Origin of the sequence: Rhodococcus globerulus NBRC 14531 (genome assembly GCF_001894805.1) — a bacterium.
In the GTDB taxonomy this organism is placed as follows: Bacteria; Actinomycetota; Actinomycetes; order Mycobacteriales; family Mycobacteriaceae; genus Rhodococcus_F; species Rhodococcus_F globerula.
The window spans coordinates 195879-213777 of sequence record NZ_BCWX01000001.1 but is presented as its reverse complement, the minus strand read 5'-3'; the positions used below and the strand labels follow the sequence as shown (position 1 = coordinate 213777).

Annotated in this window: 20 protein-coding genes; 11 read left to right on the top strand and 9 right to left on the bottom strand. The window is 62.3% G+C overall.

Features of this window, described 5'->3' with window-relative positions; translation table 11 throughout:
• Positions 1-118 precede the first annotated feature (118 nt).
• Positions 119-994, top strand: coding sequence for a siderophore-interacting protein (locus RG2_RS00950; protein ID WP_033231648.1), 876 nt, complete (start codon positions 119-121; stop codon positions 992-994).
• Positions 995-1007: 13 nt separating this feature from the next.
• Here the strand turns inward: RG2_RS00950 and panD are convergent, their stop codons facing one another.
• The 3 genes from panD to RG2_RS00935 are packed head-to-tail and all read right to left on the bottom strand — an operon-like array spanning position 1008 to position 2882.
• The gene (panD, locus tag RG2_RS00945) at positions 1008-1415 is read right to left on the bottom strand and encodes an aspartate 1-decarboxylase (RefSeq protein ID WP_033231649.1); all 408 of its coding nucleotides are present in this window, start codon (positions 1413-1415) and stop codon (positions 1008-1010) included.
• Positions 1416-1419: 4 nt separating this feature from the next.
• Entirely contained in the window at positions 1420-2085 is a 666-nt protein-coding gene (locus RG2_RS00940) for an isochorismatase family protein (protein WP_033231650.1), read from the bottom strand.
• A gap of 41 nt (positions 2086-2126) precedes the next feature.
• Positions 2127-2882, bottom strand: coding sequence for a 2,3-dihydro-2,3-dihydroxybenzoate dehydrogenase (locus RG2_RS00935; RefSeq protein WP_033231651.1), 756 nt, complete (start codon positions 2880-2882; stop codon positions 2127-2129).
• A 62-nt stretch (positions 2883-2944) separates the two neighbouring features.
• Between RG2_RS00935 and RG2_RS00930 the strand changes: the two genes are divergently transcribed.
• Positions 2945-4588: a (2,3-dihydroxybenzoyl)adenylate synthase gene (locus RG2_RS00930; RefSeq protein WP_051730300.1), complete on the top strand. Its 1644-nt coding sequence runs from the start codon at positions 2945-2947 to the stop codon at positions 4586-4588.
• A gap of 6 nt (positions 4589-4594) precedes the next feature.
• Here RG2_RS00930 and RG2_RS00925 read toward each other — a convergent pair whose 3' ends face one another.
• Positions 4595-5065 (bottom strand): sigma factor-like helix-turn-helix DNA-binding protein, encoded by a 471-nt coding sequence (locus tag RG2_RS00925; RefSeq protein ID WP_051730273.1) that lies wholly within the window; start codon positions 5063-5065, stop codon positions 4595-4597.
• Positions 5066-5267: 202 nt separating this feature from the next.
• Between RG2_RS00925 and RG2_RS00920 the strand changes: the two genes are divergently transcribed.
• On the top strand, positions 5268-6164 hold the full coding sequence (locus RG2_RS00920) for a class I SAM-dependent methyltransferase (RefSeq protein WP_033231652.1): 897 nt from the start codon (positions 5268-5270) through the stop codon (positions 6162-6164).
• A gap of 7 nt (positions 6165-6171) precedes the next feature.
• Here RG2_RS00920 and RG2_RS00915 read toward each other — a convergent pair whose 3' ends face one another.
• Positions 6172-6954, bottom strand: a complete 783-nt coding sequence (locus RG2_RS00915; protein WP_033231653.1) for an SDR family NAD(P)-dependent oxidoreductase — start codon at positions 6952-6954, stop codon at positions 6172-6174.
• Between the two features lie 350 nt (positions 6955-7304).
• Positions 7305-7460, bottom strand: coding sequence for a DUF6131 family protein (locus tag RG2_RS31670; protein ID WP_092803415.1), 156 nt, complete (start codon positions 7458-7460; stop codon positions 7305-7307).
• 149 nt (positions 7461-7609) lie between these two features.
• Here RG2_RS31670 and RG2_RS00910 point away from each other — a divergent pair, with 149 nt between their 5' ends.
• Complete coding sequence (locus RG2_RS00910; protein WP_033231655.1) at positions 7610-7813, top strand: hypothetical protein; 204 nt, start codon at positions 7610-7612, stop codon at positions 7811-7813.
• A 174-nt stretch (positions 7814-7987) separates the two neighbouring features.
• Here the strand turns inward: RG2_RS00910 and RG2_RS00905 are convergent, their stop codons facing one another.
• Positions 7988-8329, bottom strand: a complete 342-nt coding sequence (locus RG2_RS00905) for a hypothetical protein (protein ID WP_051730274.1) — start codon at positions 8327-8329, stop codon at positions 7988-7990.
• 147 nt (positions 8330-8476) lie between these two features.
• Here RG2_RS00905 and RG2_RS00900 point away from each other — a divergent pair, with 147 nt between their 5' ends.
• Positions 8477-9511 (top strand): baeRF2 domain-containing protein, encoded by a 1035-nt coding sequence (locus tag RG2_RS00900; RefSeq protein WP_033231657.1) that lies wholly within the window; start codon positions 8477-8479, stop codon positions 9509-9511.
• A 9-nt stretch (positions 9512-9520) separates the two neighbouring features.
• On the opposite strand, the gene RG2_RS00895 is transcribed toward RG2_RS00900, so the two are convergent.
• A complete protein-coding gene (locus RG2_RS00895) occupies positions 9521-10702 on the bottom strand; it encodes a MinD/ParA family ATP-binding protein (protein WP_033231658.1) in 1182 nt (393 codons plus the stop codon).
• Positions 10703-11024: 322 nt separating this feature from the next.
• Here RG2_RS00895 and RG2_RS00890 point away from each other — a divergent pair, with 322 nt between their 5' ends.
• From RG2_RS00890 to RG2_RS00875, 4 genes are all read left to right on the top strand, one after another.
• Entirely contained in the window at positions 11025-11555 is a 531-nt protein-coding gene (locus tag RG2_RS00890; RefSeq protein WP_033231659.1) for a hypothetical protein, read from the top strand.
• Positions 11556-11670: 115 nt separating this feature from the next.
• Positions 11671-13101 (top strand): PepSY-associated TM helix domain-containing protein, encoded by a 1431-nt coding sequence (locus RG2_RS00885; RefSeq protein ID WP_033231660.1) that lies wholly within the window; start codon positions 11671-11673, stop codon positions 13099-13101.
• 22 nt (positions 13102-13123) lie between these two features.
• Complete coding sequence (locus RG2_RS00880) at positions 13124-13624, top strand: copper chaperone PCu(A)C (protein WP_033231661.1); 501 nt, start codon at positions 13124-13126, stop codon at positions 13622-13624.
• Positions 13617-14819: a Dyp-type peroxidase gene (locus RG2_RS00875; RefSeq protein ID WP_033231662.1), complete on the top strand. Its 1203-nt coding sequence runs from the start codon at positions 13617-13619 to the stop codon at positions 14817-14819. The genes RG2_RS00880 and RG2_RS00875 overlap by 8 nt, the downstream gene beginning before the upstream one ends.
• Positions 14820-14877: 58 nt before the next feature.
• Here RG2_RS00875 and RG2_RS00870 read toward each other — a convergent pair whose 3' ends face one another.
• Entirely contained in the window at positions 14878-16005 is a 1128-nt protein-coding gene (locus tag RG2_RS00870; protein ID WP_033231663.1) for a GIY-YIG nuclease family protein, read from the bottom strand.
• A 115-nt stretch (positions 16006-16120) separates the two neighbouring features.
• On the opposite strand from RG2_RS00870, the gene RG2_RS00865 reads away from it, so the two are divergent.
• Entirely contained in the window at positions 16121-16885 is a 765-nt protein-coding gene (locus tag RG2_RS00865; RefSeq protein ID WP_033231664.1) for an SDR family NAD(P)-dependent oxidoreductase, read from the top strand.
• 71 nt (positions 16886-16956) lie between these two features.
• Entirely contained in the window at positions 16957-17880 is a 924-nt protein-coding gene (locus RG2_RS00860; protein ID WP_033231665.1) for a DUF2797 domain-containing protein, read from the top strand.
• Positions 17881-17899: the final 19 nt, after the last annotated feature.

Genomic DNA, 17899 nt, shown 5'->3' with positions numbered 1-17899 from the left:
GCCCTGATCGCTCTCTCGAACGCACCAAGGGTTAGGGTTACCTACCCTACTGGAGAGCGAGTTGGCGCCGTCTGACACCCTGGGTATAGATAGGTCCATTCGCGAGAGGAATTCGCTCATGCCGGTTACCACCCCGTCCCGACGGCTCGACCTGCCGATCGTTCTGCGAGAGCTGACGGTCCTCCGAACTGTCGAGGTCACACCGCGCATGCGCCGAATCACGGTCGGAGGCGAGCAACTGGGAACCTTCCAGTCCGGTGAATTCTCCGTCGCCGAGTTCCGCACCGAGGGTGCCGACGACTACGTGAAGATCTTCCTCCCCGAAGAGGGATCCGCAGCTCCGGTGCTGCCCGAGCAGCATGACGGTCATCTGCACTGGCCGAAGCGCCCGGCACCGGTTGCCCGCTCCTACACGGTGCGCCGCTTCGACGCCGAGGCCGGCGAACTGGATCTCGACTTCGTACTGCACGGCCACGGAATTGCCGGTAACTGGGCGCGCAACGCGAAGCCCGGCGACACCCTGCACCTGGCCGGCCCGAAGGTGTCGACCATTCCGCCCATCGGCGCCGACTGGTGGCTGCTTGCCGGTGACGAGACTGCGCTACCGGCGATCGCACGTTACGTCGAGGAACACGACGGTTCGGTGCCGCTGTACGTTGCCGTGCTCGTCGACGGTCCCGCCGAGGAACAGCGCGAACTCCCCGGCGTCACGTGGGTGCACCGCCGCGACGGCATCTCGGACGCCCGCCTGTTGGCGGATGCTGCCCGCACTCTCGGTCCGAGCACGGGCGCCGGCTGGATGTGGATCGCGGGTGAAGCATCCATCGTGCGCGAATTGCGCGCGACGGCAAAACAACTCGGCGTGACGAAGGATCTCCTCGACGCATCGGGCTACTGGCGGGTGCAGGTCGGCGACGGTCCCCTCGCCCGAGTTCGGACGCTGCGCGACAAAGCTGTGGAGTCGCTCGAAAACCGCAGGCGCGAGCACGCCTGACCCGCTACCGGGGTCAGCGTGAGGCGAGCTGGTCCCGGGCTCCGGGCACCGGCTGCGCCGGGTCCGAGCCCAGTTCCACAATCATGTTCTTCGTATCGACATGGACGACCCGCGGTACCAGCGACTTCGCCTCACGGTCGTCGACGTGGCGGTACGACATGATGATCACCAAGTGCCCGGGCGAGATCAGATGTGCCGCAGCGCCGTTGATGCCGATCACCCCGGAACCTCGTTCGCCGGTGATGGCGTAGGTCTCGAGCCGTGCACCGTTGTCGATGTCGACGATGTGCACCTGCTCACCTTCGAGCAGATCGGCAGCTTCCATCAGGTCCTGGTCGATGGTCACGGATCCGACGTAGTGCAGGTCCGCCTGAGTGACGGTGGCACGGTGAATCTTCCCGGAGAGCATGATGCGGTTCACGGTCTTACACTCCACTGAGCTCTGCGACGGATTCGTCCACGCTGATCGCGCCCAGTACGTCGGCCGCGGTGAACACCCGGCCACAACGCTTCGCGACGTATTCCAATCCCATCAGATGCTCGTCGCGCGAGAAGTCTGCTGTGGCATCCGAGACCATGAACGGCTCGACGTCACTCATGAATGCCTCGGCCGCGCTGAGCATGCAGCCCATGTGCGCGTACACGCCGGTCACGATCAACTGATCGCGGCCGACACGGGCGAGGAGCTGACGCAAATCCGTGCGCTGGAATGCCGAGTATCGCCACTTCGTCACCTCGATGTCGGACTCTCCGGGCGTGAGCGCGTCGATCACCTCCGTATCGCGGCCGGTTGTCATACCTTCGCCCCAGAAATCGGCCAGGATGCCTCGCCTGGACGGATGCTGATCACCCGGCTGCATCGTGTAGACAACCGGAATCCCGGCCCGAACACACGCGTCACGAATCGCCACCATGTTTGCGGTCGCGGTGGAGATGGGCTCCTCACCGGCGTTGTAGGCGTCGATGAAGTAACGCTGCATGTCGTGGATCAAGAGCGCGCAGCGCGACGGGTCGAGTTGCCAGTCGACGCGGTCCGCGGTTACCTCGTCACGGCGGGGCAGAACGTAGCCGGCAATGGGGGGGATGGCCATCGGGCGCTCCTATTTGGTTCGATCGGTTGTGTATGAGGACTTCACATGTCGAGCGTGGCGCCGCCGTCGACGCGGAGGTCGTGCATCGTGATGTGCCTGGCCGCGTCCGAGCTGAGGAACAACGCCGTGGCGGCGATGTCACCCGGTTGCGCGAGTCGGCCGAGCGGAATCCCGAGGCGATAGGCGTCGGCGTCACCGGCGATCACCCCGGCGGATTGGTCTGTACCGTCCCACATTCCGCGAAGCATGGGAGTGTCCGTCGATCCCGGAGAAATGATGTTGCAGCGGATTCCGTGCGGAGCGATCTCGAGACCCAGGCTCCGCATGTAGGCGGTTGCCGCAGCCTTCGACGCACCGTAGGCAGCCATGTTCGTGCGCGGTGTCGATGCCGCGTTCGACCCCACTGCCGTGATCACGCCGGCACCGGCAGCGACAAAGCGGCGAGCCGCTTCGCGGGCGACGTTCATGGTTCCCGTCGCGTTGACGGCCATGCACGCATCCCAGTCGTTGTTGTCCTCGGTCAGCGCAGAACCCGCCCGCAACACGCCCGCAGTGTGGACCAGCACCGACACCGTTCCGATTGCATCGGTTGTCGCGGCAAACGCCTGCTCGACGGACTGACGATCCGTCACGTCGACCGCGAGCGCGATTCCGCCAACGGGTACCGTCGGAGCTGCAAGGTCCCACCGAGCGACCGTGGCTCCGGCCTCTTCGAACAGTGCCGCCGTTGCCGCGCCGATACCGCCGCCGGCACCGGTAATCACGACAGATCGCCCAGTCACACCCTTCACGTCCATGAGCCTAGGCTATCCTTATCGAAATTGTTCACGCCGACGGGCCACCACCAGTGAAGGAAGACATGCTTTCCGAAGTGTCACCACCTCAGCTCTCCTTCACCCCGTGGCCTGCAGACGACGCCGCCCGATACCGCAGTGAAGGAATCTGGGCCGGAAAGACTTTCGACCAGATTCTGCGCGAGAGCGTGGCCGCCCATGCCCACTCCGTCGCAGTCGTCGACGCCGAGCAGACATGGACGTACGCCGAGCTCGACGCCCGCGTGGACGCCCTCGCTGCCGGACTCGCCGATCTCGGCATCACCGCCCAGCATCCGGTGATGGTCCAACTGCCCAACCAGGCCGAGTTCGTCGCCGTGGTCTTCGCGCTTTTCCGGATCGGCGCAGTACCCGTGTTCTGCCTCCCCGCGCATCGTTCCTCGGAATTGACTGCACTGGCCGCCGCCTCACGCGCCGTCGCCGTCATCACCTCGCACCACATCGACGGGTTCGACCACGGCGCTCTGGCACTCGAGGTCGCTTCATCGACCCCGAGCTTGAATACCGTTGTGTGCCTGCCAGATCCCGGATCGGACGCACCGGCCGGCACCGTGAACTTCGACGCGGTGAGCGCCGTACCGCGCGAATTTGCCGCCGCAGACCCGGGATCCGTGGCGTTTCTGCAGCTGTCCGGCGGCAGCACCGGCATCCCCAAACTGATCCCCCGCACCCACGACGACTACCTCTACAGCGTGCTGCGCAGCAATGAAATCTGTGGTGTCACAACATCGACGGTCTATCTGGCGACATTGCCGGTAGCCCATAACTTCCCGATGAGCTCGCCGGGAATCCTGGGAGCTCTCGCCGCCGGTGGAACTGTGGCGTTGACCCCGTCCCCAAGTCCCACCACGGCCTTCGCGATGATCGAGCGCGCCGGAGTGACCATGACGGGACTCGTTCCGCCGCTCGCCCGGTTGTGGACCGAAACAGCCGAACGTGGCCACTCACACGACCTCTCGACTCTGACAGCTGTACTGGTCGGCGGCGCTCGCTGCCCCGACGAGTTGGCGGCCCGCATCGGCCCCGCGTTGGGCGCACGACTCCAGCAAGTGTTCGGGATGGCCGAGGGTCTGGTGTGTTACACCCGCGACGAAGATCCTCTCGACGTAGTCCTCACCACGCAGGGCCGCCCCATGTCCCCCTTCGACCAGATCCGGGTGGTCGACGACAACGACAACGACGTACCCGCGGGCACCGAAGGTCAGCTGCTCACCAAGGGCCCGTACACAATTCGCGGCTACTTCGACAATCCCGCAGCCAATGCCCGTTCCTTCACCGCCGACGGGTGGTACCGCACCGGCGACGTGGTTCGAGTTGATTCGGCCGGCAACATCACCGTCTGCGGGCGCGCAGTCGACCGAATCAACCGCGGCGGCGAGAAGGTATCTGCCGAAGAACTCGAAGAACACCTCCTGGCGCACCCCTCGGTACGCGACGCGATCGTTGTTGCCATTCCCGACGAATACCTCGGCGAACGCACGTGTGCCTTCCTCCTTGCCGCCGACCCGTCGAGTCCGCCGAAAACAGCCCAGATACGAGCCTTTGTTCGCGAGCGCGGTCTGGCGAGTTGGAAGATCCCAGACCGGGTGCAGGTACTCGAAGAATTCCCGGAGACCGGCGTCGGCAAAACCAGCCGTAAGGATCTGCGTCGAATGCTCGCCGCTCGCTGATCCAACTCAACTCGCTGCGGCCGCGGCAACGGCGCTCAGCATCGCCAACGCCCGATGTTGTTCCACCAGAACCTGAGCGCGTGTTCGCCCGAGCACAACTGCGGTGTCGTCGACATCGAGGCCAACGATCAACCTCAAAATCAACACCTCTCGCAGCCGCTCAGGAAGAGCCTCGATATCGGCGGGCAGTCCTATCCTGGATTTCGAGTCCGTTCGGTCGATCAATCGACGAGTTGTCGAGTACACCAGACGCACGAGCGAACCATCTGACGCTGCCCGGCCCGGCACCGAATTCACGACGGAACGGCACACGGCGTCGGCTACTAATTCTGCTGCGTGAGGCTCGAGTTCGACGCGAGCACGTCGCACCGCCAACGGCCGGACAGCGCAATACAGCCTCGCCTTCGACGCGGCGCCACCGTGTCGTGCGGCAACCTCCAGACCATCGAGTGCATCAGGGCGTTGCAACTTCGTCATCGCCTTCCTTGCTGATTGTTGTGCGCTAGGCCTACGTCTACTGCGCCCGGACCACACTCCCTAGTCAAAGCGCGAACCCTGACGGCCGCCTCCACTGAGTCTGCCAATCACCTGGCAATCTTAAAGCAGACCGAACCCCTTGAACTGCAACAGAAATACCGACACTCGAATTGGGAACCACCACGAGCGTAGGATCAAAAACGTGCGCAGCGACGGCGATACCTGGGACATTGTCAGCAGTGTCGGCCTGACTGCGCTGGGAGTGGCCGCATTTCGCGCCATAGAATCACGTCGCCCCCACGCCCTGATCGAAGATTCCTACGCGCCGTGGTTTGTCGCGGCCGCGGGCGAACCACACTTCACCGCGCTACTGGACAACCCGTCATCGCTGGAAGACCTCCCACTGTCCGGATTCATGGGCATTGGCATGGGCATCAGAAGTAAATTCTTCGACGAGTTCTTTCTCGACGCCGCCAGATCAGGAGTCGCCCAATCAGTCATCCTGGCAGCAGGATTGGATGCACGGGCCTATCGACTGAACTGGCCCACCGGCACTGCGGTTTTCGAAGTCGATCAGCCGCGGGTACTGGAATTCAAAGATCAGGTGCTCACCGAACACAGAGCGGAACCGAAAGCGGACCGTCACACGGTGGCTGTCGATCTGCGAGAAAACTGGCCCGCCGCTCTCGAAGCGTCAGGATTCGATCGCGCCAAGCCATCGGCATGGTCGGCAGAGGGACTTTTGGCCTATCTTCCCGGCAGCGCACATGACGCACTGTTCGAAAGAATCGACGAACTCTCCTCGCCAGGAAGTCGACTTGCCTTGAACTACTTCCCATCCGGAATGGACGGCAAACGATTCGCCGACATCAGAGCAAAGTACTTCAAGAAAGACCCATTCGGCGGCTTGGACTTGTCCGCATTGTTCTACGACGACCAGCGCGCCGACCCCAAACAGTGGTTGACCGACCGCGGTTGGTCGGTTCAGTGCCGCGACACCCTTGAACTGGCAAACGAGTACGGCCAACCGATCCCGGAACTTCCACCGGAACTTGCCGATTTGTCGAAACGCTCAGGCTATCTGACGGCCACGAAGTAGCGCCGACTCAGAGCGTCTTGATCAAGCCGCCGTCTATGACAAAATCCGCGCCTGTGATGTTTGCGGCGCGGCCTCCGGCAAGAAACACCACCAGATCCGCGACTTCTTCCGGGTACGTGAATCTGCCCGTCTCCGAGCCTGCGGCTGCACTGTCCACAATGTCTTGGGCGCTGAGTCCGGAGACCCCGGCGAGCGTCGACGCTACCCCGCCCGACCCGAGCCACAACGCCGTCCGCACAGGTCCTGGGCTCACGGTGTTCACCCGAATACCTTGCGGAGCCAACTCTTTCGACAACGATTTGCACAGGTTACTCAAAGCGGCTTTTGCCGCGCTGTAGTCGATCACCGCTGGGTCCGGAAGGAACGCATTCACCGAACTGACCGTCACGATGCTCCCACCGCCGACCGCCATCGACGGCAGGGCAGCCCGGATCATCCTCACCGCGGACATGAACGTCACGCGCAGCGACGCATCCCAGTCGCCGTCCGTGACGCTGAGAAATCCCTCGGTCCGCGGCGTCACGGCGCCCACGTTGTTGATCAGGATGTCGATACTGCCGCGCTCTGCGGCTGCGGCAGCCAATGCCGGCGGACCGTCCGCACTCGCCAAGTCGACGGCAAGGAACGTGACACCGTCGCCGGTCTCGAGTTTCTCGATTTCTGCCGTGCGAGTTCGTGAACCCGCGATCACATGGGCTCCTTCTTCGACCAATGCCTGGGTGATCGCGAGACCGATGCCCTTGCCGGCACCGGTGACAATCGCGGTCTTCCCTTTGAGCAGTAGATCCATCGAACCGGCTCCCGTCCGACCGGTCGAAATCCGGCTTCGGCCGTAGAGTCTCCACTGCGATCGGGGGATAAACCTTGCGCCCGTAAGGTGCAATCCTCACTTTAGGGACCAAAATCCCAAAGTATGAACTCAGAAATATTTTCTCCGTAAATCGTTGGCAAACACGTCCGATGCGCCGTATTGTTTTCGACGCATGCTCCGGCGTGCTGGGACTCGTTGACGCTCATGGAGATGTTGGCAAGACCAATCGGAGGCAGGTCCTGCACTCCCACAGGGTGTGGGGCCTGTCCTCGATCTGGCGAATATCCCAGCTAAGATCGATCAGGTCGCGCAAATCAGATCAAATCAGCTCAGTACCAGTGCCGTCGGCCACCGACCGCGCGCCCCGTCGAGCCCAGCACGAACAAGATCAGCCCGATCACCAAGAGGACAACACCGATCGTCCACAAGATCGGAATATTCAAGAGAAATCCGATCAGCAGCAGGATAATTCCGAGAATAATCATGGCAGTCTCTTTCGACGACAAGCCCGCCACATACACGCGAAGTGACGGCACTCTACCTTCGAATACCCCGCTCACTTGCGTTTCATACCCCTCCTGACCGGGTATTTCGATAGTCCCCGCGCCACACAGCTGAGGAATCGAGCGGTTCCATGCGACGGATCGTGACTTTGATCGTGTTGATCTGGCTTGTTGTCGGTGCCATCGCGGCCGGCCAGCGAGGCTACTACAGCAACTCTCCATCCAACTGCGCCGGCGTGGGCACCATCGCCGTGACCGTAGTGGCGGGGCCCCTGAACTACTTCGGCGTCAACCCCAAGGTTACGGATTGCACTCTGCCGCAACCTAGTTCCTGACGAGTGCCGCACCCGCCCAAAGCCAGCCAACCCAAAGGCGGTGCCTGACACTGAAGGCAGTCAGCGCCAGGCACCGGGTTCTGGCGTGGGGGTGATGCAGGCTTCCCACTGCACCATCCCCACGGGGAGCAACACTAGCAAGAATCGAACAAATGTGCGAGTCCAATGGGGAGTTTATTGCGGCGGGCCATAAGCACCCGCACCGAAACCGGAACTGATCAGCATCAACACCATCAGGCCCCACCCTGCCCCCTGCCAAATGGGCCACACCCCACCCCGTTTCCACACCCGATACGTCTGGACAAAGGCAATCAGCCCACCGATCAGGAAGACAGCGGCCGGCGCGAAGGCCAGGGTGCCGAGCCCTGACGACCGGTCGAACAGCAGCAGCGAACACAGAACCGCAAGCGCGAGCCCGATCACCACACCTGTGAAGGTCGCCGCCCTGCGGAACTCCTCCGGATCCGACCACCGTTTCTCGGTATCCATCGCTGCGTTACAGCGCCGGGCCGACATGACCTGCTCCCTTCACTGGAATCTCTCGTGTGAATCTGCGGCCAATCGCATTGGATACCCAGCTCTCGTGTCGAATCAACCTCGAGCGGGTACGCGTGCGGAGAGACGAGCAACAAGATTCGACGACTACTACAGAGAGGAGTCGCCATGCATGCTGCGCGACTGAAGAAGGTCGGTTCGAGCGAAGGACCGTTTGCCTCGGTGTACTTCGAGGACGTCCGCAATCGTGAAAACTCACGTGAGCGCTTCGAGTTGGAGTGGCGTTCGATGCACAATCAATTGTCGAAACAGGGAGCACCAGATGCATTGATCGAACAGTTCGACAGTGTGAAGGACAATCATCACGGAATTTCCGGCCGGGCCGGACGCGCACTGGTGATCACGCCCGATGCCGTTCTGGTCGACGACATCATGCTCGAACCCACGGCGTCGACCGTCGTGACGGTTGGTTCATTGCCCTACCTGATTCCGCTCGTTGCACATGGACACGACACCGAGCCGTTTGTCCTCGCCAAGGTCGATCACACCGGCGCGGATCTGTGTGTGCGCGATGCGCGCGGGCGAGATGTCTACGGCGAATCCGTGGACGGAGACGGGTTCCCGGTACACAAAGCTCGAGTGGGTGGCCCCGACCGCTATATCGACACTCAATCCCTGGCGCAGGAGAACGTGCGAAAGAACTTGACCCAAGCCGCAACTCGCACCGCCGAACTGGCCCGCGAACACAAGGTGCAATTGGTGCTGATCATCGGCGAAGTTCAGTCGCGCACAGCATTCGCGCAGTATCTTCCGGCGTCACTACGCACTGTGGAGATCGAACGCGGATCACGCGCAGCAGGTTCTTCTCCGACCGAAGTAGCCAAGGCGATACGCGAACTCATCGATACCGAGCGGTTGAGGCGTATGGACACCGAAACCGAGCGCTTCATGGCCGGTCAGGGCCGCGACACCGAACTGTCGGTCGACGGCACTGCCCGTGTGCTCGATGCGCTGGAACAGGGCAAGGTCGAGACTCTGCTCTTCACCGATCCCGATGACAAGGAAGTATCCAGTAATTCACACTTTGCACCCGCGAATCGACTACTCCCCTATCTAGCGATCCGAACCGGGGCCGAACTGATTCAGGTAGACGAACGCCTTACTCTCGCAGACGGATACGGAGCGATATTGAGGCATCCGTGAAGTACTCCGTCACCGTGACGCGTGGCGCCCCTGCGAATCCGGGAAGCCGTCGGCGATAGCGGCGACCAACTCGAGATAGGCACGCGCAGTGCGTTTGTTCAACAACTTCAGATCTATGGGCCCGCCCTCCCCGAGATGGTCGTCGTACGGGAGGGTGCAGACCGCCCGAACTCCGCGCTGGGAAAACACTTCCTCGAGCTGGTCCAGATCGAGCGACGACGATCCAGGCCGCGTTGCGTTGATCGCAACCACCGACCGGCTCACGAGGTCGCCGTAACCGTGTTTGGTCAGCCAACTCAACGTGGCGGCTGCGCTGCGCGCTCCGTCCTGAGCCGTCGGACTGACTACTACCAAGGCGTCAGCCTCGTCGAGGATTCCGTACATCGCCGAATGCATGATGCCGGTGCCACAGTCGGTGATGAGAATGTTGTAGTGCACTTCGAGGATGCGTAGCGTGTCGAGGTAGTCCTGCTCGTTGAACGACTCCGATGTTTCCGGATCCGCTTCGCTGGCAAGGATTTCCAACCGGCTGTCACCTTGCGACGTGTAGTACCGCACATCACTGTACGTACGAATATTACTGTCTGCCAACAGATCACGAACCGTCAAGTGATGCTCGCGATGTTCTCGATCGGCGAGGGTACCGAGATCAGGATTGGCGTCGATCGCAACAATCCGATCACCACGGATCGACGCAAACGTGGAGCCGACGGTCTTTGCCGCCGTCGTCTTCCCAACCCCACCCTTGAGCGAGATGAAGGCGATCTTGTACACGCCGCGCACCGTCCGATTAGCACGACGGACCAGCGCCTGATGTTCGAGTTCCACCGCCGACTGCCCGGTGTTGATCCGCCCACCCGAAAGCTTGAACAGCAGAGCACCGAAACCGTGTTCGGGCGGACGTTTGGCGCGCTTGATGATGTCCAGGTCGTCGACGGAGGTCATCGCTTGTGGCGTCGAGGTTCGGAAATCGGCCGGCTCGTCGCGTCGCACTTGCCGCATCCGTTGACTCGGAAGCGGTTTGACCGGAACCTCGTCGCTCTGCGGTAGATCGAACTGCGGCGTAAAGGTAACGGTTCGAACCGAATTCGCGTAGGTATCGTCAGAGCCGCTCAGCAGATCATCCGTGTCGGCTGTTCCGGAACCGTTCTGTTTGAATCCACCATTCGAACCGTTGTTATCGCTGTGCACCGTTTTCCTAGGTCAAGGTCGAATCAATTCGGACATCACATGTCGGGACGCTATCACTGCGGGGCCGCATCGGCCCGTCGGTGATACCGCAAATGCGGGCCGATTTGTTACACAACACAGTTCGATGACTTTGGTCCTCGAAACTCCCGATCCGCCAGCAAATCAACCGGCATACCAGTTGTCCGGTACGTATTGCGCCAGAACGCATCCGAAATCGCCTGCCGCAATGTGTGGGCAAAGAAAACGGGCACTCAACCGAACAAATGTCCAACTTCGGCGCACCTACTAACCGTGGTAGTAGGTGCCTGTATCCTTTGCACCTATGACCTCCCGCCTCGCTGATGTCGCGCAGTTGCGCGGCGGATTTGTCGGCGGCACGTCCGGAGCGGTATCCCTCGCCGCCCACGCACTCGGCGGCGGAGGCATGGCGCCGTCGCAAAGTGCGGTGGTCTTGTTGCTCCTCGCCTGCGCGAGCGTCGGCGCCGTCGTTGCTTCCATCGATACTCGTCGCTCGCCCACCGCGGCCTTGGCTCTCATGCTTGCTGCCGGGCAGGCGATCGGCCACACAACACTGACCATTGCCTCGGACCACCAGCACGGCGTTGTTCCGTCGCTCCCGATGCTCGCGGCTCATATCGCTGCGGTCGGAGTCTGCGCGGCGGCGATCCGCGGCGCCGAACGCGGCTACGTCGTTGCGGCGTCCACGGTGGCAACAATCGTTGCAGTCCTGCTGCGGCCCTGGGCGCCGCAGCACTCACCCCTCACCGTCCGCACTCGCTACCGCGCCAAAGTTGTTCTCCGGCAACTTCTCACCTCCGGTCTGGGCACGCGCGGCCCGCCGGCATTCGTGTAACTCACTTTTCCTTTCCCTTTCCTTTCTGCGCACGAAATCCCGTGCGCCCCATTGCTGTGCGCCTTTACCAACCGCCGACGGTTAAGAAAGGCGCACAGCGGGATCGAGTACACGCATGTCCGCACCCGAAATGGAGCGCGCGCAGCCGCACGCTTCCAACGACAGTTCCCCTCCGAAGAAGAAGGCCGGCGGCGCCAGACCCCTGATCCTGCGCCTGCATTTCTACGCCGGAATTCTCATCGGACCGTTCATCCTCATCGCGGCGTTGAGCGGTGGCCTCTACGCGGTGGCACCCACCATCGAGAAATTTGTCTACAGCGACTACCTACAAACCGACAGCACCGGACAGCTCGCATCACTGAACGATCAGATCCGCTCCGCTCAGCAGTACCGCCCGGACTTGACGGTCTCAGCGATCCGCCCGTCTCCTGCCGCCGGCGAAACCACCCGAGTTCTGTTCACCGATCCGTCTCTCGGCGAGTCCGAGAGACTCGCGGTATTTGTCGACCCGGTGCTCGCTCAACCGGTCGGCGAGTTGACCGTGTACGGCAGTAGCGGCTCGCTGCCGGTCCGAACCTGGATTTCCCAGCTCCACCGCAACCTTCATCTCGGCGAACCGGGACGCCTGTACAGCGAGCTGGCCGCGTCGTGGATGTGGGTGGTTGCCCTCGGCGGTGTCTACCTGTGGTTCCGCCGGTACCGAACCTCTCGCAACGCCCGTCTGCTCACCCTGGATCGAACGTCCGCCGGGCGTAACCGAACCCTGAACTGGCACGGAGTTGTCGGCATCTGGATCGCAGTAGCACTGGTGTTTCTCTCGGCAACCGGGCTCACGTGGTCGACATACGCCGGTGAGAACGTCAGCAACATGAGAACCGCACTGAGTTGGACCACCCCTTCGGTGGTCAAGACACTTGGCGGCGCTCCCGCGCAGCCGTCCGGCGGACACGACGGTCACGACATGGCCCCGATCGCCACCGGGACTCTGACGGACACGAACGTCGGACGGGTCGACGCGGTCCTCGGCATCGCCAGGTATCACGGCATCACCGGCCCCGTCGAGGTGTCGATCCCAGCTGATGCACACACCGCTTTCACCGTCGCCCAGACGCGTCAGCCCTGGGTTATGAGCAACAACACCATTGCAATCGACGGAGCAACACAGAAGGTCACCGACGAGCTGTGGTTCGCGGATTGGCCTATCGCGGCAAAACTCTCGGCCTGGGGAATCCAGCTGCACATGGGACTTCTCTTCGGTCTCGCCAATCAGATCGCGCTCGCCGCACTCGCCGTTGCGTTGGCGAGCATCGTCATTCGCGGCTACATCATGTGGTGGCGTCGACGACCCATCCGAGGATCCGAGTGGGCTGTAGGCCGAGCACCCACACGCGGTGGCATCCGAAAACTCGCTCCGATCAGCGTTGTTGCACTGATCGCCTGCACCGCCCTGATCGGCTGGTTCGTTCCGCTGCTCGGCCTCAGCCTGATCGCATTCCTCCTGATCGACCTTTCCGTCGCGGCACTCCGACGCCGCGCAACCACCTGATACTCGAACTACGGAGATACACATGTCTGTTCGCACCACACTGTTCACCGCCGCCGCGTTGGCAGCAGCCCTGACGCTGACCGGTTGTTCATCGGAGTCCGGCAAGGAAACCGAAGCGGCACAATCCATCACGATCGAGGATCAATGGGTCAAGGCCGCGCCGGGCGGCATGAGCGCGGCCTTTGCCGAGCTCGTTAATTCCAGCGACAAAGACGTACGGGTCGTCTCGGCCACCAGTCCGGCGTCCGCTCGCGTCGAACTGCACGAAGTTGTGACCGGAGACGCCGGGACAATGACAATGCGCCCCAAGGACGGTGGTTTTCGGGTTCCCGCGAACAGTTCCGCCAGCCTTGCGCCAGGCGGCGATCATCTGATGTTCATGGAACTCGCCGGCCCACTCCTCCCCGGCGCCGAAACCGACGTCACCCTGATCTACGACGACGGTTCCAGTTCCACCTTCACAGCCCAGATCCGCGACTTCTCCGGTAACCAGGAGAACTACGACCCCAATCACGGTGGCTGAGAACAGCAACCTGCGACTGAGCCGGCGGCGCCTCCTCGGAGGTGGCGCTGCCGCGCTTGCGGTCGCGGGAACAACGTGGGGTGCAGCAACTCTGGCACAGGCCGATGAACCGTCTCCGGGTAAAGCCGTCGTTCCGTTCCACGGCGTTCATCAGGGAGGCGTCAGCACCCCGCCGCAAGCACACGCCACCTTTGTCGGCTTCGATCTGCGACCAGGAGTCGACCTGGCCGCCGTCATCGGAATCATGAAGATGTGGACAGCCGACGCTGCTCGCCTCACTGCGGGAATGCCCGCTCTGGCCGATACCGAGAAGGAACTGGCGGTTGATCCGTCGAGGCTGACGATCACCGTCGGCTACGGGCCCGGACTGTTCACCGCTCTGGGGTTACAGGATCGGGCACCAGCGTGGTGCGCTCCGCTACCGAGCTACCCGATCGACCGACTCGAAGATCGCTGGGGCGCAACGGATCTTCTCCTTCAGATCTGCAGCGACGATCCCGTCACCGTCGCGCATGCGGTACGGGTACTGACCAAGAACGCCCGCTCACTGACCTCAATTCGGTGGACGCAGAAAGGGTTTCGCAGCGCACGGGGAACCGCGCCCGAGGGAACAACTATGCGTAACCTCATGGGCCAGGTCGACGGTACCGTCAACCCGGCGCCGGGAACCACGGATTTCGACTCCCTCGTATGGAGCGACGGCGCCGATCAGCCGTGGTTAGCCGGGGGAACGTCGTTGGTGCTTCGGAGAATTCGCATGGAAATGGATACGTGGGACGAACTGGATCGACCGGCGCGTGAACTCACGATGGGTCGCACGTTGTCGAACGGCGCTCCGTTGACCGGCACCGACGAGTTCGACGAGGCTGATTTCACCGCTACCGACAGGTTCGGTATCCCGGTCATTCCGCCGGGATCACACATCGCACGCTCGCATCGAATGCACGAGGGAGAGCAGTTCTTCCGTCGTGCCTACAACTACGACGACCCACCGGAAGGCGAGGAAACGTCCAACTCCGGGCTGATCTTCGCGGCGTTCCAGCGGGACATCGCGGCGCAGTATCTGCCCGTTCAGCAGCGACTGAGTGACTTCGACGCACTCAACGAGTGGACAACGCCGATCGGTTCGGCCGTCTATCTCATTCCGCCCGGATGCGAGGAAAACGACTACCTCGGCAGTGGACTACTGAAATAGACGAGGTTGGGCTCCGAAAACTCCGGAGCCCAACCTCGTCTTACTTCTTACGCGGACCTTACTTCTTACGCGGACCCGGCATCGCCGCCCCGGGGCGAGCGGTGGTCAGTCGGGTAACCCAACCGCTGACCGGCCACTTCTTGAGTCCGACGTTGTGCGGAGTGATTTCGGTGCCGACGTACTTGGCCGCCAGCTCCTCGTCGACGTCGCCGGTGAAGCGCCACAGCATGCTGCCGTCGGCGTTACGAGTGGACACCTCCCACGACTGCGCGCGGAAAGCGCCACGAATGACGCTGTCCGCGAAGACGAGTACAGGAATCCCGGCTTCGGCACGCACTGCGGCGCCGGCCGCCCATTCCTGGCGGGCGAGTTCGTAGATCTCTTCTGCGGTGGCGCCGGCGCGAGCAGAACCCGGAACGTGCAGCACCACACTGGGTGTCGGCAATTCCGGTGCCGGGTCTGCCGAATAGCGAAGGGCGATTTCCTCGACGCGGGTTGCCCGCAGATCCTTGTCAGTGACCTCACCCGCAAGGTTGGTCAGGTTCTCGCCCGCCTCACTGATCCGCAGCGTCTCCACGATGCCGCTGACCACGGCGTCTGCCGTGCCGCTTGCATCCGCCCCGGATACGCTGCGGATGAGAACGTAGTGCTCGACTGCCGAACCGGCGTCGTAGATCTCGCGAATACGTGAAATTTTTGCAGCGGTCACTCCGGGTGTATCCGCTGACCCGGAGGCTCCTTCGAGGTTGTCGAGTTCACCGAGTGCCTCGAAAACCGAAGCGAATACCTGGTTTCCGGTGCCGTGGCCGACATGGAACACCTGGTTGTTACGCGGGTCACGCAACGCGAACACATACTCTCCCAAGCGCTTTCCGACCTTCTCGGAGAACGGTTGTGGAGCCGGCTTACGGACGAGCACCTCGGTGGACAGCGTCCGCATCACCGCGAGCCTGAGCGCATCGGGCACACTCGACGATGCTGCGGCGCCCGAGAAGATGGCTGCCGACGCCGAACTGATCGACGTGAACGTGCGACCGACCTGCTTCTCGAGCGAGGCACACACAATGCCGACCGCGCTCAGCCTCGAGTCGAGGGTGCCTTCGCCCTCGGCGAGAAACTCCTTGATCAACGGTGCTACGAGCAGGGTGGGGCTGATACCACGCGGAACTGTCCAGACAATAGCCATGCCACGAGCCTAGGCGATCACAAGCAGGCCCGAGGTCAGTCGCACGTCATCGGGACGTTTCCGGCCAGCGGGACTGCCCGATACGGACCCGGCGCTACCGCCACAGAATCGGTGCATGAACAGATTTGTAGGCAAGGTAGCGATCGTCACCGGCGGTTCTCAGGGAATGGGAGAAGCAACCGCCCGACTCCTCGCAGCGGAAGGCGCGACGGTTGTCATCGGCGACGTGCTCGACGAGAAAGGCGCCGCGGTCGCTGCCGATATCGGCGGCGTCTTCCACCATCTTGATGTCAGCAGCGAATCCGATTGGGTGAGCCTCGTCGAAGACACGACTTCCCAGTTCGGCACTGTGGACGTCCTGATCAACAATGCGGGCATGCTTGCCTTTGCCGCTGTCGAGGACATCGACGTCGCTGCCGTCGAAAAGTTGTTCTCCGTCAACGTCATCGGCGCAATGCTGGGCGCGAAGACTGTTGTTCCCGTGATGAAGAAAGCCGCGCGTGGCGTGATCGTCAACATTTCGTCCGTCGACGGCTTGCGCGGAGTGAACGGCCTGAGCGCCTACACCGCCAGCAAATGGGCGGTCCGTGGACTCACCAAAACTCAGGCACTCGAACTCGGACCGTCGGGCATCCGCGTCTGCTCGGTACATCCCGGTGGCGTCGATACCCAGCTGGGCAACCCGATGGGCCGCACGGGCGACGACCTGCAGAAGCCGTACGGTCAGGTTCCGCTGCGGCGAATCGGGCTCCCCGACGAGGTGGCCCGGGTAACGGCCTTCGCTGCCAGCGACGACGCAAGTTACATGTCAGGAGCCGAGCTGGCCGTAGACGGCGGTTGGTCGGCAGGCACCTACTACCCTGGGTTGCCCGGCAGCTGACGCACTGATATCCGACGCACTAACATCAGTGGTTCCTCGTACATCCGAAAAAAGGAACCGGCACTTCCATCATGACCTTGCTCGTGCGCGGTATCGAATGGTCGGATCCGGCAGCTCCTCGTATCCGCCTCGTCGACGACACAACCGGCGACACCACGTTCTTCACGCACACGTCGGTATTCCGGTTTTCTGTGGACGAGCGCCGGGGACGGCGGTGCCTCGGGTGGCGCGACATGACGGCCGACGGACCCGGTTACCTCCCGTGCGATCGAGGCGCGAAGGTGACCAGCGGACGCCAATGTGACCGGTGCAGAAATCGCGAAGGATTCACAAGCGTTCACCAGGCTCACGTGAACGGTGCGCACATTCACCCGAATGTGCGCACCTACCTCACCCAGCCACAATGGCTGTATATCGACATCTTCGCCGGTGGCCGGATGAAGGTGGGGACGGCGTCGCAGTTCCGCAAGTACCCGCGCGTCGCGGAGCAAGGCGCCGCAGCCGCCCTGTACGTCGCCGGTTCGACGGACGGTTACAACATTCGAACTCTCGAAGCTGACGTGTCGACGCAGTTTCACCTGAGCCAGGCGATCCGCACATCCCGCAAACTCGAGGCACTGACAAACAGAATCGACACCGCTGCGTTGCGCAACGAGTTGCAACAGTTCATTGTCTCGAACCGAGAAGAGTTGTCCTACATCGGATCCGGAATCGAGGGCATCGAGATTTTCGAACAGCCCGAGGTCTGGACACCACCGGCCTGCTCGCAGATCGTTTTCGACGCCACCCCGGCGCTGATGTATCCCCATTCCTTCGAATCGGGTGAGCACTCTCTGTACCTCGAAGGCCTGACCGGGCCGGTGGCACTGTTCCGTACCGATACCGACCCGGAATCCCCTCACTTTGTCGCAGACATCTCGGCGCTGGTCGGGCGTACCGTCACGGTGGGCAACTTCGACTCTCCGGGCGTCGCAATTCAGGAGTCACTGTTCTGACGGTCGGGTGAAGGTTGCC